This window comes from Desertihabitans brevis (genome assembly GCF_003327535.1).
In the GTDB taxonomy this organism is placed as follows: Bacteria; Actinomycetota; Actinomycetes; order Propionibacteriales; family Propionibacteriaceae; genus Desertihabitans; species Desertihabitans brevis.
Genome location: NZ_QOUI01000015.1, coordinates 46,512 through 66,410 on the forward strand (window position 1 = coordinate 46,512; position 19,899 = coordinate 66,410).

Annotated in this window: 21 protein-coding genes and 1 tRNA gene; 10 read left to right on the forward strand and 12 right to left on the reverse strand. The window is 73.7% G+C overall.

From position 1 onward, the window contains the following. Positions 1-8: 8 nt before the first annotated feature. Together DT076_RS18405 and DT076_RS18410 are read left to right on the forward strand one after the other, a co-directional pair. Positions 9-425: a hypothetical protein gene (locus tag DT076_RS18405; protein WP_114128164.1), complete on the forward strand. Its 417-nt coding sequence runs from the start codon at positions 9-11 to the stop codon at positions 423-425. Positions 426-510: 85 nt separating this feature from the next. Next, the gene (locus tag DT076_RS18410) at positions 511-1,287 is read left to right on the forward strand and encodes an endonuclease/exonuclease/phosphatase family protein (RefSeq protein ID WP_114128165.1); all 777 of its coding nucleotides are present in this window, start codon (positions 511-513) and stop codon (positions 1,285-1,287) included. 110 nt (positions 1,288-1,397) lie between these two features. Here the strand turns inward: DT076_RS18410 and DT076_RS18415 are convergent, their stop codons facing one another. From DT076_RS18415 to DT076_RS18460, 10 genes are all read right to left on the reverse strand, one after another. Beyond that, positions 1,398-2,030, reverse strand: coding sequence for a CoA transferase subunit B (locus DT076_RS18415; protein WP_114128166.1), 633 nt, complete (start codon positions 2,028-2,030; stop codon positions 1,398-1,400). Beyond that, on the reverse strand, positions 2,027-2,860 hold the full coding sequence (locus tag DT076_RS18420; RefSeq protein WP_114128167.1) for a CoA transferase subunit A: 834 nt from the start codon (positions 2,858-2,860) through the stop codon (positions 2,027-2,029). Before DT076_RS18420 ends, DT076_RS18415 begins: the two co-directional genes overlap by 4 nt. 129 nt (positions 2,861-2,989) lie before the next feature. Then, entirely contained in the window at positions 2,990-3,724 is a 735-nt protein-coding gene (locus DT076_RS18425) for an SDR family oxidoreductase (RefSeq protein ID WP_114128168.1), read from the reverse strand. Then, the gene (gene sigJ / locus DT076_RS18430) at positions 3,721-4,680 is read right to left on the reverse strand and encodes an RNA polymerase sigma factor SigJ (RefSeq protein WP_233494070.1); all 960 of its coding nucleotides are present in this window, start codon (positions 4,678-4,680) and stop codon (positions 3,721-3,723) included. Before sigJ ends, DT076_RS18425 begins: the two co-directional genes overlap by 4 nt. A 1-nt stretch (position 4,681) precedes the next feature. Continuing rightward, the gene (locus DT076_RS18435) at positions 4,682-6,007 is read right to left on the reverse strand and encodes an NAD(P)/FAD-dependent oxidoreductase (protein WP_158548201.1); all 1,326 of its coding nucleotides are present in this window, start codon (positions 6,005-6,007) and stop codon (positions 4,682-4,684) included. A gap of 524 nt (positions 6,008-6,531) precedes the next feature. After that, positions 6,532-6,608 (reverse strand) — tRNA-Pro (locus DT076_RS18440). A 99-nt stretch (positions 6,609-6,707) separates the two neighbouring features. After that, the gene (locus DT076_RS18445) at positions 6,708-7,631 is read right to left on the reverse strand and encodes a metallophosphoesterase (RefSeq protein WP_114128170.1); all 924 of its coding nucleotides are present in this window, start codon (positions 7,629-7,631) and stop codon (positions 6,708-6,710) included. Next, complete coding sequence (locus tag DT076_RS18450; RefSeq protein ID WP_114128171.1) at positions 7,628-10,063, reverse strand: transglycosylase domain-containing protein; 2,436 nt, start codon at positions 10,061-10,063, stop codon at positions 7,628-7,630. The genes DT076_RS18445 and DT076_RS18450 overlap by 4 nt, the downstream gene beginning before the upstream one ends. Positions 10,064-10,199: 136 nt before the next feature. Then, positions 10,200-11,399 carry an ArsA family ATPase gene (locus DT076_RS18455; RefSeq protein WP_114128172.1) on the reverse strand — a complete coding sequence of 400 codons (1,200 nt, stop codon included), beginning with the start codon at positions 11,397-11,399 and terminating at the stop codon, positions 10,200-10,202. Continuing rightward, positions 11,396-12,355 carry an ArsA-related P-loop ATPase gene (locus DT076_RS18460; protein WP_114128173.1) on the reverse strand — a complete coding sequence of 320 codons (960 nt, stop codon included), beginning with the start codon at positions 12,353-12,355 and terminating at the stop codon, positions 11,396-11,398. Before DT076_RS18460 ends, DT076_RS18455 begins: the two co-directional genes overlap by 4 nt. A 53-nt stretch (positions 12,356-12,408) precedes the next feature. On the opposite strand from DT076_RS18460, the gene DT076_RS19730 reads away from it, so the two are divergent. The 3 genes from DT076_RS19730 to DT076_RS18470 are packed head-to-tail and all read left to right on the forward strand — an operon-like array spanning position 12,409 to position 13,798. Then, positions 12,409-12,567 (forward strand): hypothetical protein, encoded by a 159-nt coding sequence (locus tag DT076_RS19730; RefSeq protein WP_199539290.1) that lies wholly within the window; start codon positions 12,409-12,411, stop codon positions 12,565-12,567. Positions 12,568-12,569: 2 nt separating this feature from the next. Next, on the forward strand, positions 12,570-13,034 hold the full coding sequence (locus tag DT076_RS18465; RefSeq protein ID WP_114128174.1) for a RidA family protein: 465 nt from the start codon (positions 12,570-12,572) through the stop codon (positions 13,032-13,034). An 8-nt stretch (positions 13,035-13,042) separates the two neighbouring features. Then, the gene (locus DT076_RS18470; protein WP_233494071.1) at positions 13,043-13,798 is read left to right on the forward strand and encodes an MBL fold metallo-hydrolase; all 756 of its coding nucleotides are present in this window, start codon (positions 13,043-13,045) and stop codon (positions 13,796-13,798) included. 22 nt (positions 13,799-13,820) lie between these two features. On the opposite strand, the gene DT076_RS18475 is transcribed toward DT076_RS18470, so the two are convergent. Then, the gene (locus tag DT076_RS18475) at positions 13,821-14,498 is read right to left on the reverse strand and encodes a Crp/Fnr family transcriptional regulator (protein ID WP_114128175.1); all 678 of its coding nucleotides are present in this window, start codon (positions 14,496-14,498) and stop codon (positions 13,821-13,823) included. A gap of 119 nt (positions 14,499-14,617) precedes the next feature. Here DT076_RS18475 and nth point away from each other — a divergent pair, with 119 nt between their 5' ends. From nth to DT076_RS18500, 5 genes are all read left to right on the forward strand, one after another. Beyond that, positions 14,618-15,328 (forward strand): endonuclease III, encoded by a 711-nt coding sequence (gene nth, locus DT076_RS18480; protein WP_114128176.1) that lies wholly within the window; start codon positions 14,618-14,620, stop codon positions 15,326-15,328. Further along, complete coding sequence (locus tag DT076_RS18485) at positions 15,325-15,969, forward strand: TlpA family protein disulfide reductase (protein ID WP_147264195.1); 645 nt, start codon at positions 15,325-15,327, stop codon at positions 15,967-15,969. Before nth ends, DT076_RS18485 begins: the two co-directional genes overlap by 4 nt. Positions 15,970-16,053: 84 nt before the next feature. Beyond that, complete coding sequence (locus DT076_RS18490) at positions 16,054-16,671, forward strand: stage II sporulation protein M (protein ID WP_114128178.1); 618 nt, start codon at positions 16,054-16,056, stop codon at positions 16,669-16,671. A 70-nt stretch (positions 16,672-16,741) separates the two neighbouring features. Beyond that, positions 16,742-17,524: a MerR family transcriptional regulator gene (locus tag DT076_RS20315; protein WP_114128179.1), complete on the forward strand. Its 783-nt coding sequence runs from the start codon at positions 16,742-16,744 to the stop codon at positions 17,522-17,524. 17 nt (positions 17,525-17,541) lie between these two features. Further along, on the forward strand, positions 17,542-18,522 hold the full coding sequence (locus DT076_RS18500; RefSeq protein ID WP_114128180.1) for an Ldh family oxidoreductase: 981 nt from the start codon (positions 17,542-17,544) through the stop codon (positions 18,520-18,522). A gap of 10 nt (positions 18,523-18,532) precedes the next feature. On the opposite strand, the gene DT076_RS18505 is transcribed toward DT076_RS18500, so the two are convergent. Continuing rightward, positions 18,533-19,708, reverse strand: a complete 1,176-nt coding sequence (locus DT076_RS18505) for an alcohol dehydrogenase catalytic domain-containing protein (protein ID WP_114128181.1) — start codon at positions 19,706-19,708, stop codon at positions 18,533-18,535. Positions 19,709-19,899 lie beyond the last annotated feature (191 nt).

Consider the following 19,899-nt stretch of genomic DNA (forward strand, 5'->3'; position numbering starts at 1 on the left):
GCCGGGCCGTGCTGCACCTGATCTCCGCGCTGCTGCCGCCGCTGCTGCTCTACGTCGCCTTCCTGGTGGTGGTCGGCGTCTTCACCCGGGGACGGGTCCGGGCGCTGGGGCTGGCGGCCGGGGTGCTCTTCCTCGTCCAGTCGGTGCTCTCCGGTGCGGTGCTGCCGCTGCTGGCGCGTGAGCTCGACGTCGCGGCCGGCCAGTTCGGCCTGGTGGCCAGCCTGTTCAACATCCTGCACTGGGTGGCGGTCGGACTGGTGGCGGCCGCCCTGGTGGTCGCCGGACGGTCGGGCCCGCGGCAGGAGCTGCCGCACCGCTACCCGCCGACGGGGGCACGTCCCGGAGGTCCGGGTGCGCCGGGGTGGGCGCCCCACCCGGGCCCGCCACAGCACCCGGGCGGACCGTCGGAGCCACCGCGCGCCTGAGGCCGGACGGACCTCCGGGCGAAGCCTCGGTGAACTCCCGGCCCCGGCTGTTCCCTTCCCGCGCCCGGCGGGTGAGGATCGGACGGTGCGTACCCGGATCCCCGCCGTCCTGCTCGCCCTCGGAGTGCTCCTGGGGGTGGCGCTGACCACCACCGTCCCGGCCTCGGCCGAGGAGCGTCGACCCGGGCAGGTGACGGTGCTGCAGATGAACCTCTGCCTCAGCGGCCTGGCCGGCTGCTTCGGCGGCACCGAGTACCCCAAGGTCGTGGACGAGGCCGTCGAGCGGCTGCGGGAGAACCGTGCCGACGCCGCCACCCTCAACGAGGCCTGCAGCGGGGACGTCGCCGAGATCGGCCGCCGCGCGGGCTACCACGTCGCCTTCGCCACCGTCATCTACAACGGCGCCCCGCTGCCCTGCCGCAACCCCGAGGGGCGCGGCGTGTTCGGCAACGCGGTGCTGTCCAAGACCCCGATCACCGACGTCGACGACACCGCCTTCGCCGTCTTCAACGGGGTGGAGGAGCGCCGGCTCATCTGCGCGAGCACCGCCCGCCGCTTCGACGTCTGCACCGCCCACCTCTCCACCGGCGGTGAGGCTCCGGGCAGCGTCAACGCCCAGCAGTGCGCCGAGCTCACCGCCCGCCTGGAGGACCGCGAGCAGCCCACCGTCTTCGCCGGCGACGTCAACCGCCGCGCGTCCTGCGCCCCCGCCGGCTGGTGGACCGAGACCGACGCCGAGGCCGTCCAGCTGCCCGGCATCCAGCACGCCTACGGCGACCTCGCCGACCCGCGGCTGGAGCTGGAGCCGGCGACCTACACCGACCACGACGTCATGGTGGTCCGCTCGCTCCTCACCCGCTGACGGCACCGACCCCGGACGTCCGCCACCGGGAAGTGCTCATGGCGGCGCATCAGCGGTGGTACGGGCCTGAGGTGACGCCATGAGCAGGTCCTGGCGGGCCGGCACCCGTCTCAGCTGGCCAGCACCACCGGCTCGGTGGCGGCGCGCACCTGCTCGAGGGTGACCTCGGGAGCCAGCTCGACCAGCCGCAGGCCGTCGGGGGTGACGTCGAGGACGCAGAGGTCGGTGATCACCCGCTGCACCACCCCGCGGCCGGTGTAGGGCAGGGAGCACTCCCGGACCAGCTTCGGGGTGCCGTCACGGGCGACGTGCTCCATCAGCACCACCACCCGCTTCGCGCCGGCGACGAGGTCCATCGCCCCGCCCATGCCCTTGACCATCTTCCCCGGGATCATCCAGTTGGCGATGTCGCCGCGTTCGCTCACCTGCATCGCCCCGAGGACGGCGACGTCGATCTTGCCGCCGCGGATCATCCCGAACGAGTCGGCGGAGTGGAAGGTCGCCGCACCGCGGCGCAGGGTGACGGTCTCCTTGCCGGCGTTGATGAGGTCGGGGTCCTCCTCGCCGGGGTAGGGGTAGGCGCCGACGCCGAGCAGCCCGTTCTCCGAGTGCAGCACCAGCTCGACGTCGTCGGGGACGTGGTTGGGCACCAGGGTCGGCATCCCGATCCCGAGGTTGACGTAGGAGCCGTCGTGCAGCTCCCGGGCTGCACGGGCGGCCATCTGGTCGCGGGTCCAGCTCATCGTCCGGCCGCCGTCCCGGCCGCGGTCACGGTGCCGCTGGTGCCGGTGGGCGCGGTGCCGGGTCGGGGCCGGGTGGTGACCTTCTCGATCCGCTTGGCCGCCGCCTGCTCCGGTGTCAGCGCCACCACCCGGCGCACGAAGACGCCGGGGGTGTGCACCTCGTCGGGGTCGATCTCGCCCGGCTCCACCAGGTGCTCGACCTCGGCCACGGCGATCCGCCCGGCCATCGCGCAGACCGGGTTGAAGTTGCGGGCGGCGCGGTGGTAGACGAGGTTGCCGTGCCGGTCGCCCTTCCAGGCACGGACCAGGCCGAAGTCGCAGACGATGGCCCGTTCCAGCACGAACTCCCGCTCGCCCTCGGCGGTGGGGAAGGTGCGGGTCTCCTTGGCCGGTGAGGACACCAGCACGCCGCCCTCGCTGTCGTAGCGCCAGGGGATCCCGCCCTCGGCGACCTGGGTGCCGACCCCGGTGGCGGTGTAGAAGGCGGGGACGCCGACGCCGCCGGCCCGCAGCCGCTCGGCCAGCGTGCCCTGCGGGGCCAGCTCCACCTCCAGCTCACCGCTGAGGTACTGCCGTGCGAACTCCTTGTTCTCCCCGACGTAGGAGGCGGTGACCCGCCGGATCCGGTGCTCGGCCAGCAGCTGGCCCAGCCCCCAGCCGTCCACCCCGCAGTTGTTGGAGGCGACGGCGAGGTCGGTGGCGCCCTGCTCCAGCAGCGCGGTGATGAGCACCTCGGGGATCCCGCACAGGCCGAACCCGCCGACCGCCAGGCTCGCCCCGTCGCCGATGTCGGCGACCGCCTCGGCCGCGGTGGCGACCACCTTGTCCATCCGTGCTCCTCCCCGTCGAGTGCCCGGGGCCGAGCCTAGCGCCGGGGCGAGGATCTTCCGACGTGCACCGGCGTCGCGACGAGGTTCGCTGCCGGACGGTCGGGGCGCGGGGAGATCTCCCGGTGCGCTTCAGGTGGTCGGCCGGTGCGGGTACGGCGTCGGCCCGGTGCGGTGCTCGCCCAGCGGCACCAGCGCGTCCGTGGTGTCCGCCCCCAGGGCCTGCCCCTCGAGGGTGCGCACCTCGCGCCGGTCGCCGGTGGCGGCGAGGGTGGCACGCAGCAGCGCGTCGAGCGGGAAGGCCGCGGGACCGGCCACGTCGGTGGTGGCGCCGGTCGGGGCGCCGACCGCCACCTCGGCGAGCAGCTCGACGACGTCGGTCAGCGCCACTGGCTGCAGCAGCGTCGGCGCCGCGTGCACGACGCCGTCCACGGTCAGCCAGTCGGCGATGGTCGGCACGAACTCGTGGAACTGGGTGGCGCGGACCACCGAGAAGGGCACGTCAGCCTCGCGCACCGCGTCCTCCTGGGCGACCTTGCCGACGTAGTAGCCGTTGCCCAGCGCCCGGTCGGCCCCCACCACCGAGAGCAGCACGTGGTGGCCGACCCCGGTGCTCTGCTCGGCGGCGAGCAGCCGCTCGGTGGTGCCGCGGAAGTAGGCGGTCGCCGCCTCGGGGTCCTGCTCGGTGGTGTTGAGGACGTCGACGACCACGTCGGCGCCCTCCAGCGCCGGCCCGAGACCCTCTCCGGTGAGCACCTCGACGCCGGTGCGTCGGGAGACGGCGAGCGCGTCGTGGCCCTGGCTGCGCAGCAGCGTCACGAGCGGGCGGCCGACCTGTCCGTGGCCGCCGACGACGATGATCCTCATGGGGTTCCTTCCGGGGTGGCTGGAGCCGGGATCGGCCGGCCGGCCGTCCAGGTGCGGAGCTTGTGCGGGTTGACCTGCAGCCAGACGTCGGTGACGAGCCCACGCCGGACCCGCAGGGTGAGCAGACCGACCAGCTGGTCGCCGGCCGTGGGGTCGGCGGCCACCACACGGTGGACGACCCCGTCGCCGGTCCGCTCCTCGACCAGCCGCAGCCCCGGGTGCTTGCGGACCACGCCCAGCAGGAACCGGGCGACGTTGCCGACGCCGAGCACCGGGCGCCGGGCAGCGCTGACCACGCCGCCGCCGTCGGAGCGCAGGGTGACCGAGGGGTCGAGCAGGGCGACCAGCGCGTCGACGTCGCCGGTGCCGGCGGCCCGGGCGAAGGCGCGGGTGACGGCGTCGTGCTCGCGCCGGTCCGCGCCGAGCGCGTCGTGCCCGCGCACCCGGCGCCGGGCCGAGGAGGCCAGCTGCCGGGTCGCGGCCGGGGTGCGGCCGACCACGGCGGCGATCTCGGCGAACGGCAGGCCGAACACGTCGTGCAGCACGAAGGCGACCCGTTCGGCCGGCGTCATCGCCTCCATCACCACCAGCAGGGCGGTGCTGACCGACTCGTCGAGGGTGATCCGGTCGGCCGGGTCCGGCGGCGCGGTCGGCGTGGTTGCGAGGAAGAGGTCGGCCGGGACCGGTTCGGGCAGCCACTCCCCGACGTAGCGCTCGCGGCGGTGCCGCGCCGAGGCGAGCACGTCGAGGCAGACCCGGCTGGCCACGCGGGTGAGCCACCCCTGCACGTTGCCGACGGCCGCGCGCTCGGCCTCGGTCATCCGGTACCAGCGCAGGTAGGTCTCCTGCACCGCGTCCTCGGCCTCGGCCAGCGTGCCGAGCATCCGGTAGGCCAGGGAGAGCAGCCGGCGCCGCTCCTGCTGCACCTCCGGGATGTCGGTCGTGGTGGCGTCCACCTCAGGCCGCCACGTCGCCGGCGGCGGGCACGCGGGCCGCGGTCCTCGTCACGGTGTCGGTGTCGGCGAGGGAGACGATGTCGCGTCCACCCGCGCCGGCGGCCAGCCAGCCGAGCAGCACGCGGATCTTGCGCTCCACCGACGGCACGGCCAGCACGTGGTAGCCGCGGTGCATCAGCCAGGCGAGCAGCCCGCGGACGGCGATGCCGCGCCACTGGAAGATCCCGTGGCCGAGGCCCAGGGTGGCGACCACGCCGAGGCTGTGGTGCACGTACTCCCGCGGCTCGTGGCCGCGCAGCGTCGCGACGAGGTTGGCCGCGAGCAGCGTCCCCTGGCGGACCGCGTGCTGGGCGTTGGGCACCGTCCGGCGGCCGGAGCCGACGGCGAGGTCGGGCACGGCGGCGTTGTCGCCGGCGGCCCAGGCGTGCGGCACCACCTGGCCGTCACGCTCCACCCGCAGGTCGGCGCGGACGGTGACGAAGCCCCGGGCGTCCAGCGGCAGGTCGGTGTGGGTGGCGACGACCGGGTTCGCCGCGTTGCCGGCGGCCCAGACGATCAGGCCGGAGTCGTACTCGGTGCCGTCGGACAGCACCACGTGGCCGTCGACGGCCGAGCGCACCTGGGTGTCGAGGTGCACCGACGCGCCGCGGCCGCGCAGGTGGCGCACCACCCAGCGTCCGGGACCGGCGGTGACCTCGGGCAGCACCCGGCCGGTGGCCTCGACCAGGTGGAAGGACAGCTCCTCGCGGGCGATCTCGGGGTAGCGCCGCAGCAGCGCGGTCGCCAGGGACAGCGTCTCCCCGAACACCTCGACGCCGGTGAACCCGCCGCCGACCACGGTGACGGTGATCAGCCGGCGCCGCAGCGGGCCGGGCGGCAGGGTCGCGGCCCGGTCGAAGCTGGTGAGGATCCGGTCGCGGACCGCGACGGCCTCCTCCACCCGCTTCAGCCCGATGGCGTGCTCGGCGATGCCGGGCACGGGGAAGACCCGGGTGACCGCGCCCGCGGTCACCACCAGCTCGTCGTAGTGCTCCTGCCAGTGCGAGCCGTCCACCGTGGTGATGTCGGCGGTGCGGCTGGCGTGGTCGATCCGGGTCACCTGCCCGGCCACCACCCGGGTGCGTCGCAGGTGGTCGCGCAGCGACACCGCCGCGTGCCGCGGCTCGACCGACCCGGCGGTCACCTCGGGCAGGAACGGCTGGTAGGTCATGTAGGGGCGGGGGTCGACCAGCGTCACCCGGGCCTCGCCACGTCGCAGCCGTCGCTGCAGCCCCCAGGCGGTGTACAGACCGGCGTACCCTCCGCCGACGATCAGGACGTGCTTCACGACTGGCTCCTCCTCGCTGCTCCGACACCATGGTGACGACGCAGCGGCCCCCGATGTCAGGTCGTCCCGGCTACGCCTCGCGCTGGGAGTCCGTGTCGGTGGCCGGGGCGACGTCGAGGTCGGTGAGCGCGGTCCGGATGGCGTCGTCGTGCGGCAGGGTGCGCAGTTCGTCGCGCACGGCCCGGGCGCGGGGGTGGTCGCCAGTTGCTGCCGCCGGGGGCGACGACGCTGAACCCGGCGGCGGTGCCCTGGTGGCGCCGCGGCCGGGTGATCCCGCGGGATGCCGGTGACCGGCAGACGTCCGTGGGCCGCCCGCAGACCGGCGGCGAGCTCGTCGAAGAAGACCCCCGTGTCGGCCACCTGGATGATCACGCTGCCCCGCGACTGCTCGGGGTCGAAGGTGTCCAGCGCGATGGAGAAGGCCAGCGTCGTCGAGGGAGCGGCTGAGCAGGATCGGGACGACGACCTCGTCAGCCACGGGCCTGAGCGTCGTCCGCCGGCACCCCGAGGGTCACTGGCGGAGCTGGTCGGGGTGACAGGATTTGAACCTGCGACCTCTTCGTCCCGAACGAAGCGCGCTACCAAGCTGCGCCACACCCCGATGCCCTGACGGACACCGGCCCGCTCCCGGAGGGCTGCGAGCCAGCGGCGAGTCTAGCCGACACCGCCCGTCGGCGCACATCGTCCGGTGCGGGCGGCCTCAGAGCCCGGGGCGGGCGGTGAGGGTGAGCAGGCTGGCCTCGGGCGGGCAGGCGAAGCGGTAGGGCGCGTAGGGGGACATGCCCAGCCCGGCGCTGACGTGCAGCGCGGAGCGGTGGATGCCGCCGTCGGCGGTGCGGGCCTCGTGGGAGCTGAGGCCCTTCACCCGGGACGGCTCGATGTCGCAGTTGGTGACCAGGGCCCGTCCACCGGGCAGGCAGACCTGGCCGCCGTGCGTGTGGCCGGCGAGCACCAGGTCGACCCGGTCGGCGGCCATCGCGTCCAGCACCCGCAGGTAGGGCGCGTGGGTGACGCCGATGCTGACGTCGTGCCCGGGGGAGACCTCGCCGGCGACCGAGGCGTAGTCGTCGCGGTCGAGGTGGGCGTCGTCGGTGCCCCGCAGCTCGATCCGGACGCCGTGCACCTCCACCGTCGCCCGGCGGGAGGTGAGGTCGTGCCAGCCGGCGTCGGAGAGATGCTGCACCAGCGTCTGCCAGGGCAGGTCCTCCTCCCGCTCCGGGGTGGCGCCGGGGGAGGACCAGAGGTAGGCGGCCGGGTTCTTCAGCTGGGGGCTGAAGTAGTCGTTGCTGCCGAGGACGAAGGCGCCCGGGCGCTCGGTCAGCCGTCCGAGGGCCCGCAGCAGCGGCTCCACGGACCGGGCGGAGGCGAGGTTGTCACCGGTGTCGACCACCAGGTCGGGCTCGAGGCCGGCCAACCGGGAGACCCAGTCCAGCTTGGCGCGCTGGCCGGGCAGCAGGTGCAGGTCGGACAGGTGCAGCACCCGCACCGGGGGCGACCCGGCGGGCAGCAGGGGCAGCTCGAAGCGGCGCAGCCGGAAGACGCGCGGTTCGACCAGGGTGCCCCAGGCCAGGCAGGCCGCTCCCAGGGCGCCGACGACCGCGGCGCCCCGGCGGAGACGACTCACTCGTCGTCGTCCTCGTCGTCCTTCTTGCTGTCCTTCTTCTTGCTGTCCTCCTTCTTGCTGTCCTCCTTCTCGCTGTCCTTCTTCTTGTTGTCGCTGCTCTTCTTGCTCTTCTTCTTGTCGTCGTCATCGTCATCGCGGGGCTGTGGACGCGGACCGGCGGAGAAGTAGAGGTAGATCGTGCTGCCCTGCTTGGCCCGGCTCTTGTCCGAGGGGCCGAGGTAGGTGCCGCGCGGGGCGCTGCTGTAGGTGTTGGCGCGGACGACGTTGAAGCCGGCGGCGTTCAGCGTCTCCTCCGCCTCATCCGCGGTGAGCCCGACCACGCTCGGGACGTCGGCGGTCTTGCCCTCGCGGACGTTGGCGGACGGCTTCTTGAACTTCGTCTTCGGCTTGCCCTTGAGCGCCTCGGTCATCGCCGGCTTCCAGATGAACTGACCGGCGTCACCACCACCGGAACCGGCCAGGTAGGTGTCGCTCACCGGCAGGGTGCGGCCCTTGAGGGACTTCCGCTTGCCCTTCCAGTACGGGTTGGTCTTGTCGATCGCGATGGAGGCGCAGCCGGCCACCTCGGGGGTGTAGCCGCAGAACCAGACGGCCTGGTTGTTGTCGGTGGTGCCGGTCTTGCCCGCGGTCGCGTAGCCCTTGCCGATGTCGGCCGGACGCCCGGTGGCGTCCATCACGCCCTGCAGCAGGCTGTTCACGCCGCGCGCGACGTCGGCCTCGATCACCCGCTCGCACCCGGCATCGGGGATCGGCACCTCCTCACCGGTGCCGGTGGTGACCTTCTCGACGATCACCGGCTCGCAGTGCACGCCGTCGGCGGCGAAGGTGGCGTAGCCCTCGGCCATCGACAGCGGGGTGATGTCGACCGAACCCAGCGGCAGCGAGAAGATCGTCGACTGCTCGGCCCACGGGTCGCCGCTGGACAGCGCCACGCCGGTCTTGTCGAGCATCTCGGTGACGTTGCACATGCCGGTGTCGCGGCCGAGCTGCAGGAAGTAGGTGTTGACCGACCACGCCGTCGCGGTCGCCATCGACATGTTGTTGCCCGAGCGGGTGGAGTTCTTCGGCTTGTAGCCCTTCGGCACCTTGACGGTGCCCTCGCAGGCCTGGAACCGGGTGTCGCTGAAGTCCTTCTGCTGCGGCGCGTTGTACCGCTTCGTCATCGGGATGCCCTTCTCCAGGGCGGCCGCGGCGACGAAGGTCTTGAAGGTCGACCCGGCCTGGAACCCCTCCGCGCCACCCAGGCTGGCCGGCACCGCGTAGTTGTAGTAGGTCTGGCCCTTGTCGGTGCCCATCTCCGGGCGCGACTGCGCCATCGCCATGATCAGCCCGGTGCCCGGCTGGACCATCGTCATGGTCGAGATCACCGGGTCGGTCGGCGCGATCAGCTCCGAGATCGCCTTCTCGGCGGCCTGCTGGGTCTTGCGGTCGATCTGGGTCTCGATCCGCAGCCCGCCCCGCTTGAGCTGGGACTCCCGCTCGGCCACGGTCGAACCGAGGGCCTCGTTGGTGAGCAGGGTCTGGCGGACGTAGTCGCACAGGAACGGGAACTCGGTGCCGACGCAGCCGTTGGTGAAGGACTTGACCTGGCCCGGGTCCCACTCGGTGGCGGCGGCCTCCTCGGCCGCCTCCGGGGTGACCAGGCCGAGCTGGGCCATCCGGTTGATGACGACGTCGCGGCGCTCGATGGCCCGCTCGGGGAAGCGCACCGGGTCGGTGGCGGTCGGGTTCTGCACGAGACCGGCCAGCATGGCGGCCTCGGCCAGCTCCAGGTCCTTCGCGGTCTTGCCGAAGTAGTGCCAGGCGGCCTGGTTCACACCGTAGGCGCCGTCGCCGTAGTAGGCGATGTTGAGGTAGCGCTCGAGGATCTCGTCCTTGGAGAAGCGCTTCTCCATCGCGATGGCGTAGCGCATCTCCTGGATCTTGCGGGAGTAGGACTGCTCCTGCGCGGCCAGGATGCCGGCCTCGTCGCCGGCGGCCTTGGCCTTCTCGATCTGCACCATCTTCACGTACTGCTGGGTGATGCTGGAACCGCCCTGGGTCGAGCCGCCCGCGGTGTTCTGGGCGAACGCGCGCAGGGTGCCGACCAGGTCGATCGCGCCGTGCTCGTAGAAGCGGTGGTCCTCGATGGCGATCTGGGCCTGCTGCATCACCGGGGCGATGTCCTCCAGGGCGACGTAGACCCGGTTCTCCTCGAAGAAGTCGGCCAGCACCGATCCGTCGGCCATCAGCACCTGGGAGCGCTCCGGCTGCGGCGGGGTCTCCAGGTCGGCGGGCAACAGCTCGAGGCTGTTGGCCGTCGCCCGGCTGCCGGTGCCGGCCACCGCGGCGAACGGCACCACCAGACCCGCCGCGAGCAGTCCCATGAGGACGCTGACGACGACGAACATGATGGTGGAGTAGGCCAGGCTGCCCAGGCGCTTGGTCGACATGGCGCACACAGTACGTGGCCGGGGGTACGCAGCAGAAATCGGCGCGACAGGACACACCGGCTCAAGGGCACGGCGTGCCCAAGTTCTACCGAGTTCTCAGCATCCGCACAAATCGCCCTCATCCACGGCGCGTCGCTCAGCCGTCCCGCGCCGCCAGCAGCTCCCCGACGGTGCGCAGGTCGTCCAGCGCGGTGACGTCGCCGGGCAGGGCCGGGACGGTGGTCAGCGCCAGCCCGGGCACGGTGGCGCAGAAGCGCCGGACGGCCTCCTGGTTGCGTTCCACCAGGTGCATCCGGGTGGCGTGGGCCCGCAGCGCCAGCGCCTCCAGCCCGTCCTCGGGCAGGTCCTCGGCCATCGCCCAGGCCCGCTCCGCCGACAGCGCGACCGCCGAGCCGTGCAGCCGGTTGACCACCACCCCGGCCAGCGGTAGCCCCTCGTCGGCCAGCCGCTCGACGAAGAAGGTCGCCTCCCGCAGCGCGTCCCGCTCGGGGGTGGCCACCACCAGGAAGGTGGTGTGCGGCGAGGCGAGGTTGGCCAGCGTCGCCTCGGCCCGCTGCCGGAACCCGCCGAACAGGGTCTCGAACGCGGCGACGAAGGTCTGGACGTCGCTGAGCACCTGGGCCCCGAGCACGCGGCTCATCGCCGAGGTCACCACCGCCAGTCCGGCGCTCATGAACCGCAGCGGCCCGCGGGAGGGGTTGAGCAGCAGCCGCAGCAGCCGGCCGTCCAGCAGCGAGCTCAGGTGCTCGGGGGCGTCGAGGAAGTCCAGCGCCGAACGCGAGGGCGGGGTGTCGACGACGATGAGGTCCCAGCGCGCCCGCCGGCCCGCGCCGCGGTCCAGGCCCAGCTCGGCGCTGAGCTGGCCCAGCTTCTCCATCGCCATGTACTCCTGCGTGCCGGAGAAGGAGGTGGAGAGCGCCTGGTAGAAGGGGTTGCCGAGGATCTGCTCGGCCTTCTCCGGGCTGGCGTGGGCGAGCACCACGTCGTCGAAGGTCCGCTTCATGTCGAGCATCATCGCCTCGAGCGACCCGCCGGCCGAGGTGTCGATCCCGGCCACCGGCCGCGGGGTGTTGTCCAGCTGCTCGATGCCGAGGGACTGGGCCAGCCGCCGGGCCGGGTCGATGGTCAGCACCACCACCCGCCGCCCCTGCTCGGCCGCGCGGACGGCCAGCGCGGCCGAGGCGCTGGTCTTGCCCACCCCGCCGGAGCCGCAGCAGATGACGATGTGCAGGTCGCGGTCGGCGAGCAGGGCGTCCACGTCGAGGAAGGGGGTGGTCTCGGGGCGTCCCCAGGCCCGGTGCCCACCCGCCCGGGCGGGATCGGTGACCAGCGTCATGCGACCTCCTCCGGGAGCTGCTCGCGCAGGGCCCGGGCCAGGGTGAGCAGGGCGGCCCGGTCGATGCCCGCCGGGTCGTGTGGCAGCTCGACCAGCGGACGTCCGGCCGGGACGAGGCGCTGGTAGCAGGCGTGCTCCTCCCGCAGGGCGGCCAGCTCGTCGGCGAACTCGGCGGCCAGCGCGGCGTCGTCGGCCTCGTCCAGGCCGGGGACGTCCAGCCGCGGTTCGGCCGGCACGGCGGCCAGGGCCTCGGGGGTGAGCGGGGTCGGGGTCACCATGTTGCAGACCACCGCGCCCACCGCGATCCCGGTCGGCCCGAGCTCCTCGACCGCCTCCAGCGTCTCGGTGACCGGCATGTCCTGCAGCAGGGTGACCAGGTGCACCACCGTGCGCCGCGACCGCAGCACCTGCATGATCGAGTCGGCCTGGGAGTGGATCGGCCCGACCCGGGCCAGCCCGGCGACCGCCTCGTGCACGTTGAGGAAGGGTGCGATCCGGCCGGTCGGCGGCGCGTCCAGCACGACCGCGTCGTAGGAGTGTGGACGTCCACGGGTGCGGCGGCGGACGGCCTCGTAGACCTTGCCGGTGAGCAGCACGTCGCGCAGTCCCGGCGCGATCGAGGTGGCGAAGTCGTAGACGCCGAACTTGTCCAGGGCCCGTCCGGCCAGCCCCAGCCGGTAGAAGGTGGCCAGGTACTCCATCAGCGCGTCCCGGGCGTTGATCGACAACCCGCGCACCTCCCCGCCGTCGGGGGTGCGGACCAGCCGGCGCTCCTCGTCGCCCTGCAGCGGCGGGACGCCGAACAGCTCGGCCAGCCCCTGGCGTCCCTCCACCTCGCACAGCAGCACCCGACGCCCTCCGGTGGCCAGCGCCATCGCCAGCGCGCCGGCGACCGTGGTCTTGCCGGTCCCGCCCTTGCCGCTGACGACGTGCAGCGTGTGCAGGGGCTCCGGCATGGGCTCCAGGGTAGAGGGACGGGCCAGGGTCGTCGGCCGATACGCTGCCGGGCATGACCAAGTGGGAGTACCTGACCGCGCCCGTGCTGGTGCACAACACCAAGGCCATCCTCGACACCTTCGGCGCCGACGGCTGGGAGCTGGTGCAGCTCGTGCCGGGGATGAACCCGGAGAACCTGGTGGCCTACTTCAAGCGCCCGCTGCAGGGCTGAGGGTGGGTACGCCGACCGCCCGGCTGGCCGCGCTGGGGCTCACCCTGCCGCCGGTGGCCGCCCCGCTGGCCGCCTACGTCCCCGCCACCGTCGTCGGGGACCAGGTGTGGACCTCGGGGCAGCTGCCGCTGGTCGAGGGCGCGCTGCCGCTCACCGGCCTGGTGGGCCGGGACGTCAGCGTCGAGCAGGGGACGGAGCTGGCCCGGCTCTGCGCGCTCAACGGGTTGGCTGCCGCGGCCTCGGTCGCCGGTGGGCTGGACCGGATCGGCCGGGTGCTCAAGGCCGTGGTGTACGTGGCCAGCGCGCCGGGCTTCACCGGTCAGCCGGCCGTCGGCAACGGCGCCAGCCAGCTGCTCGGCGACGTCTTCGGCGAAGCGGGCGCGCACGTCCGCAGCGCGGTCGGGGCCGCGGCGCTGCCGCTGGACGCCCCGGTCGAGGTCGAGCTCGTGCTGCAGCTCGCCGGCTGAGCAGCGCCGTGGCGAGCTGGCGGCGGGTGCTGGCGCCCAACCCCGGCCCGATGACGCTGGAGGGCACCAACACCTGGGTGCTGCAGCCTGACAGCGGGCCGGCCGTCGTCGTCGACCCGGGACCGGCCGACGACGCCCACCTCGACACCGTGGTCGGCGCCTGCCCCGAAGGCGTCGGGACGGTGCTGCTGACCCATCACCATGCCGACCACCTGGACGGGGTGCCCGGGCTGGTGCGGCGCACCGGGGCGCCTGTGCGGGCGGTGCGGGCCGATCTCAGCAGCGCGGACCCGCTCGACGACGGGGAGGTGCTGACCTGGCCCGGGCTGGCGGTGGAGGTGCTGCACGTGCCCGGCCACACCAGCGACTCCGCGGCCTTCCTCCTCGACGCCGGGGACGGGCCGCGGCTGCTCACCGGTGACACCGTCCTCGGTCGCGGCACCAGCGTGATCGCCCACCCCGACGGCGACCTCACCGCCTACCTGGCCTCGCTGGAGCGGCTGCAGCAGGTGGTGGGAGAGCGCGGGGTGGTCGAGCTGCTGCCCGGCCACGGGCCGGTCGTCGGGCGTCCCGCGGAGGTGGTCGCCAGCTACCGGGAGCACCGCCAGCAGCGGCTGGCCGAGGTCCGCGCCGCGGTGGCGGCGGGCGCCCGCACTCCCGAGGAGGTGGTGCGGCGGGTGTACGGCGAGCTCGAGCCGACCCTGCACCAGGCGGCGCTGCGCTCGGCCCGGGCCCAGCTGGCCCACCTCGGCGTCCCCGGCTGAGCCCGGTCCGACGCCGCGCTGCTCAGCGGGCCCGGCGCTCGATCCGGTCGACGGCCAGCAGCGTGACCGACCGCGGCTCCAGCCGGATCCAGCCGCGGGCGGCGAAGTCGGCCAGCGCCTTGTTCACGGTCTCGCGGGAGGCGCCGACCAGCTGGGCCAGCTCCTCCTGGGTCAGGTCGTGGTTGACCAGCAGCCCCTCGCTGCGCTCGGTGCCGAAGCGGGCGGCGAGGTCGAGCAGCGCCTTGGCCACCCGGCCCGGGACGTCGGAGAAGACCAGGTCGGCCACCACGTCGTTGGCGCGCCGCAGCCGCTCAGCCAGCTGGCCCAGCAGCGCCCGGGACACCTCGGGGCGCCCGTTGAGCCACTTGGCCAGCTCCTCGTGCTCGAGGCAGCGCAGCTCGACCGGTGTCACCGCGGTCGCGGTGGTGGAGCGGGGTCCGGGGTCGAAGACGGACAGCTCGCCGAACATCTGGCCCGGGCCGAGCACCGCGAGCAGGTTCTCCCGGCCGCCGGAGCCGCTGCGGCCCAGCTTCATCTTGCCCTGGATGACCACGTACAGCTGGTCCCCGACGTCGCCCTCGTGGAAGAGCACGGCACCACGGCGCAGCGAGATCGTCGACATCGCCTGCTCCAGGGCTGCGGCCGCCTCGTCGTCCAGCTCCCTGAACAGGGGCGCCTGCCTGAGCACATCAGGATCCACTGTCACCTCCGATTCCGCTGGGCACCCTACCCAAGCGGGTAGGGGCGTGCACCCGGGCGAGAGGTGTACCCGGAGCGAGGGGTCGGGAACCGTCGGCGCCGGCACGTAGGGTGCACCGCATGGTTAGCAGCACCGCGTCCGAGACGCCGACCGGGTTGAAGCGGCGGGCCCGGGCCATCAACCGCACCCTGGCCGAGACCTACCCCGACGCCCGTTGCGAGCTCGACTTCACCACCCCGCTCGAGCTGCTGGTGGCCACGGTGCTGTCGGCCCAGTCCACCGACCGCCGGGTCAACCTGGTGACGCCTCCGCTGTTCGCCCGCTACCCCGACGCCGCCGCCTACGCCGGGGCCGACGTGGCCGAGCTGGAGGAGCTCATCAAACCCACCGGCTTCTTCCGGGCCAAGACCAGCACCTTGATGAAGCTGGGTGCGGCCCTGGTCGAGCACCACGGCGGGGAGGTGCCCGGACGCCTGGACGACCTGGTCAAGCTGCCGGGGGTGGGCCGCAAGACCGCGAACGTGGTCCTCGGCAACGCCTTCGACGTGCCCGGCATCACCGTCGACACCCACTTCGCGCGGCTGGTGCGCCGCTTCGGCTGGACCGAGGAGACCGACCCGGTCCGCATCGAGCACGCCGTGGGCGAGCTGTTCCCGAAGAAGGACTGGACGATGCTGTGCCACCACGTCATCTGGCACGGCCGTCGACGCTGCCACGCCCGCAACCCCGCCTGCGGCGCCTGCCCGGTGGCGCGCTGGTGCCCCTCCTACGGCGAGGGCCCGACCGACCCGATCAAGGCCGCCACGCTGGTCCGGGAGCCGCGCGGATGAGACGGGTGCTGGCCCTGCTGGCGACCGCCCTCCTGCTCACCGGCTGCACGACGACCGGGGTGCAGCGCGCGGGTGGAGGCGCCCCGCCCTCCGGTCCGTCGACTCCCGCGGCGAGCGTGCCGGAGGCGGGCGCGGAGGAGGTCGAGGCGGCCCGGGTGGCCGCCGGCATCGCCGACTGCCCGGTCGCCGACCCCGCCGCCGAGCCCCGGCCCGACGGTCTGCCGCCGCTGGTGCTGCCCTGCCTGGGCGGGAGGTCGGAGGTCGACCTCTCCCGGCTGCGAGGCCAGCCGATGATGGTCAACGTCTGGGCGTCCTGGTGCACCCCCTGCCGGGCCGAGGCGCCCTACCTGTCGGAGGTCGCCGGGCTGACCCAGGGCGAGCTGCTGACGGTCGGCCTGCTCTACCAGGACGCCGACCCGCTCGCCGCGATCGCCGTGGCCGAGGTCAGCGCCCAGCGCTACCCGCACCTGGTCGACCAGACCGGCGCCGTGCGTGAGCCGCTGCGGGTGCTTGGGCCTCCGGTCACCTTCTTCGTCACCGCCGACGGCCGGCTCGCCCACACCCACGTCGGGCCGTTCACCAGCTCGACCGAGCTGCGCGAGCTGTTGGGCACGCACCTCGGGGTGGACGTCCCGGGCTGAGACTTGACCCTGTGGTGACCACACGGTCTGCACTGGTGCGCGTGCCGCAGAGACGCTGCGGCCACCGACCCCCGGAGCTGACCCGTGCGCACCGTCCGCCGACCCCTGCAGATCATCCGCGACCACCTGCGGCCCTACCTCGTCCTCAACGCCGTCATGTACGGGCTGCTCCTGCTCGGCGTGGCGCTCGGCCTGCTCTTCCCCCAGCTCAACGCAGCCCGGGTGGAGGGTCTCGACACCGACGGCACCACCGACCTGGTGGTCTCGCTGCTGACGAACCCGCCGCTGTTCGCGCTGACCATCCTGGCGGTCAACGTGTTCACCGTCAGCCTGGCCTCGATCATCCTGCCCTCGCTCGTCATCCCGTTCGCCGGCATCGCCGTCTTCGCCTACCGGGCGGTCACCATCGGCATCACGCTGGCGCCGAACGGCAGCACCACCTGGGCCGTCCTGGTGCCGCACTCGCTGACGGCCCTGATCGAGTTCCAGGCCTACATCCTGCTGACCCTGGGCGTCTGGGTGCACGGCTGGGCCTGGCTGCGACCGAGCACGGTCCACGCCGCGAACCGGCGCCAGGGCTACCTGCGCGGGCTGCGGAGCCTGGGCTGGCTGGCGCTGGCCGCGCTGGCGCTGCTGGTGCTCGGGGCGGTCTACGAGGCGCTCAGCCTGCGCTACCTGGTGCCCGTGCTGGCTGGGGTGTGAGCTTCGTCGACCACGCGACGTCCGGACTGCGACCATGCCCGCGACGCCGCCGGGCACCAGAGGAGGAGCGATGGCCTGGAGCACCCGACAGCTCGCCGCACTCGCCGGCACGACCGTCAACACCGTGCGGCACTACCACGCCGTCGGGCTCTTGGAGCTGCCCGGGCGTGCGTCCAACGGCTACAAGCAGTACGGCGTGCCCCACCTGCTGCGGCTGCTGCAGATCCGCCGGCTGGTCGAGCTCGGGCTCTCCCTGGAGCAGGTTGCCGCCCTGGACCGGGACGACCGCGACCCCGAGGCTGAGCTCGACGCGCTGGACGCCGAGCTCGCCGCCTCGGTCGAGCGGATGACCCGGGCGCGGGAGGAGCTCGCCCAGCTGCGCCGCCACCGTGCCCCGGCCGACACCCCGACCGGGTTCGCCCCGGTCGCCGTCGACCTCAGCGCCACCCAGCGCTCGCTGCTCAAGGTCTACGCCAGCGTCTTCGACGCGACGGCGCTGCAGGAGTTCGGCCGGGCGATCGCGACGCCGGACCCGGCCGAGCAGGAGCTGGAGCGGCTGCCGGTCGACGCCGACGAGGCCACCGTGGACGCCCTGGCCGCCCGGCTGGTGGCCGTGGTCCGGCGCACCCGCGCGCAGCACCCCGGGCTGGACGACCCGCTGGCGGGGTCGACGCACGGGGCGGCGCCCGCGGCGGCGGCGGTGGCGTCCGCGCTGACCGAGCTCTACCACCCCGCCCAGCTGCGGGTGCTGCGCCGGATGCAGGAGCTGCTGGACGAGGGCGCGGCGACCGGCGCGGACGATCTCCCGGAGACCGGCGACGGGGGCGGGGCGCAGCGGTCGCACCCGGGCTGACCTGCCAGGATCGGTGCGTGAACGAGCCACCCGCCGACTCCGTCGTCGTCCCCGCCGCCGAGCTGCAGACCTTCGTCACCGAGGTCGGCGCCAGCGCCGGGCTCCCCGCCGAGCAGGCGACCCTGCTGGCCGAGCTGCTGGTGGCCAACGACTGCCGCGGCGTGTTCTCCCACGGCACCGTCCAGATCGCCACCTACGCCCGGCTGCTGCGCGAGGGCCGGCTGAACCCGCGCGCCCGTCCGGCGGTGGTGCGCGAGACGCCGTCCAGCCTGCTGGTCGACGGCGACGGCGGCCTGGGCTACTTCGCGGCGCACCTGGGCACCGGGCTGCTGGTGGAGCGGGCGCGCCAGCAGGGGGTCGCGGTGCTGCTCACCCGCAACCACGGACACTTCGGCGCCGCCGGGCTGTATGCGCGGATGACGCTGCCGCACGACCTGCTGACCTTCGTCACCTCCGGCCACCAGCTCGAGCTCAGCCCCGGGGCGCCGGTGTTCGACGCGGCCGGCGGCTCGCCGATGTCGTTCAGCGCCCCCACCCAGGACGAGGACCCGATGGTGCTCGACTTCGGCACCATGCACGACCTCTACGCCGACAGCCCGCACCGCGACCGGATCGCGCGGGACGCGCCGGGTCTGGTGCTGCGGGCCATCGGCCTGGGCGCGGTCTGCCAGTCCTGGGGCGGGCTGCTGGCCGGCGTCCCGCTCGACCCGGCGCGGGCCGAGCGGGAGTGGGCCGGGGCGAACCAGGGCTCCATGGTCATCAGCCTGCGGATCGACCTCTTCACCGACCCGGCCGCCTTCCGGCGCGAGATGGACGCCTACGTGCGCGCGGTCCGCGAGCTGACACCGCTGCCCGGGCTGGAGGCCAGCCGGCTGCCCGGCGGACCCGAGGCCGAGCGGGAGCGTCGTCACCGCGCCGACGGCGTCCCGGTCGGCCCCGGGCACCGCGCCCGGCTGCGGGAGACCGCCGCCGAGCTCGGCCTGGACGCCCCCTGCTGAGGGGCGGCGGTCAGGGGCGGAAGACCGTCTTGATCATGTCGTCGTCCTTGGCCTGGAACGCCGCGTAGGCCGCGGGCGCCTCCTCCAGCGGACGGTGGTGGGTGGCGAAGGTCTCCAGCCCCAGCGGGTCCGACGGGTCCTGCACCAGCGGCAGCATCTCCTCCAGCCAGCGGCGCACGTTGGCCTGGCCCATCTTCAAAGTCAGCTGCTTGTCGAAGATGGTCTGCATCGGGAGCGGGTCGGCCGCGCCGGCGTAGACCCCGCTGAGGGAGACGGTGCCGCCGCGGCGCACCAGCGCCACCGCGGTCTTCAGCGCCTCCAGCCGGTCGGTGCTGGCGCTCGTCATCAGCGGCCGGGCCAGCGCGTCGGGCAGCCGGCTGGCGACCTTCTGCGCCACCTCGGCCACCGGCGATCCGTGCGCCTCCATGCCGACCGCGTCGAGCACGGCGTCCGCACCCCGGCCGTCGGTGCGGCTGAGCACCTCCTCGACCAGGTCGGAGCCGAGCTCGAGGACGTCCACCCCGAGGGTGCGGCTGCGCTCGAGCCGGGCCGGCACCCGGTCGACGCCGATCACCCGGACCCCCTGCTGCAGGGCCACCCGGGCCGCCATCTCCCCGATCGGGCCCAGCCCGAGCACGACGAGCACGTCCCCGGGGACCACCCCGGCGTAGCGCACCCCCTGCCAGGCGGTGGGCAGCACGTCGGAGAGGAAGAGGAACCGGTCGTCGTCGGGGCCGTCCTCGACCTTGATCGGGCCGTAGTCGGCGTGCGGGACGCGCAGCAGCTCGGCCTGACCGCCCGGCACCGAGCCGTAGAGGTCGGTGTAGCCGAACAGCGCCGCGCCCATCCCGTGCTCGCGCACCTGGGTGGTCTCGCACTGGGTCTGCAGGTCGTGCTGGCACATCCAGCAGCGCCCGCAGGCGATCTGGAAGGGCACCACCACCCGGTCGCCGACCCGCAGGTCGGTGATCGCCGAGCCGGTGGCCACCACGCGTCCCATCGGCTCGTGGCCGAGCACGTCACCGGGGTGCAGGAACGCCCCGAGCGTCTCGTACAGGTGCAGGTCGGAGCCGCAGAGCCCGCTGGAGGTCACCTCGATGATGACGTCGGTCGGCTCCTGGATGGTCGGGTCGGGCACGTCTTCCACCCGGACGTCGCGCTTGCCCTGCCAGGTCACGGCCCGCATGCAGAATCCTCCTGGTCGAGATCGGTGGTCACCCGCGGCGCTACCCGGCCCCACGCGTCGGCAAACGCCCGCCCCGCCCCGTCCACCCGCCGCCGGTTCGAGGTATCAGCGCGAGGGCAGGTTCAGGAGCCAGCGCAACACCCGATCGGTGGAGGCTGTTGTGGTTGTTGCTGCTGGGGTGAAGGCGCAGG

What these genes read in the sequence shown, in the direction of transcription:
- DT076_RS18415 (WP_114128166.1), bottom strand. Translation starts at nt 2,030, where the DNA reads ATGAGCTGGACCCGCGACCAGATGGCCGCCCGTGCAGCCCGGGAGCTG.
- DT076_RS18420 (WP_114128167.1), bottom strand. Translation starts at nt 2,860, where the DNA reads ATGGACAAGGTGGTCGCCACCGCGGCCGAGGCGGTCGCCGACATCGGC.
- DT076_RS18425 (WP_114128168.1), bottom strand. Translation starts at nt 3,724, where the DNA reads ATGAGGATCATCGTCGTCGGCGGCCACGGACAGGTCGGCCGCCCGCTC.
- DT076_RS18450 (WP_114128171.1), bottom strand. Translation starts at nt 10,063, where the DNA reads ATGTCGACCAAGCGCCTGGGCAGCCTGGCCTACTCCACCATCATGTTC.
- DT076_RS18455 (WP_114128172.1), bottom strand. Translation starts at nt 11,399, where the DNA reads ATGACGCTGGTCACCGATCCCGCCCGGGCGGGTGGGCACCGGGCCTGG.
- DT076_RS18460 (WP_114128173.1), bottom strand. Translation starts at nt 12,355, where the DNA reads ATGCCGGAGCCCCTGCACACGCTGCACGTCGTCAGCGGCAAGGGCGGG.
- DT076_RS19730 (WP_199539290.1), top strand. Translation starts at nt 12,409, where the DNA reads ATGACCAAGTGGGAGTACCTGACCGCGCCCGTGCTGGTGCACAACACC.
- nth (WP_114128176.1), top strand. Translation starts at nt 14,618, where the DNA reads ATGGTTAGCAGCACCGCGTCCGAGACGCCGACCGGGTTGAAGCGGCGG.
- DT076_RS18485 (WP_147264195.1), top strand. Translation starts at nt 15,325, where the DNA reads ATGAGACGGGTGCTGGCCCTGCTGGCGACCGCCCTCCTGCTCACCGGC.
- DT076_RS20315 (WP_114128179.1), top strand. Translation starts at nt 16,742, where the DNA reads ATGGCCTGGAGCACCCGACAGCTCGCCGCACTCGCCGGCACGACCGTC.
- DT076_RS18505 (WP_114128181.1), bottom strand. Translation starts at nt 19,708, where the DNA reads ATGCGGGCCGTGACCTGGCAGGGCAAGCGCGACGTCCGGGTGGAAGAC.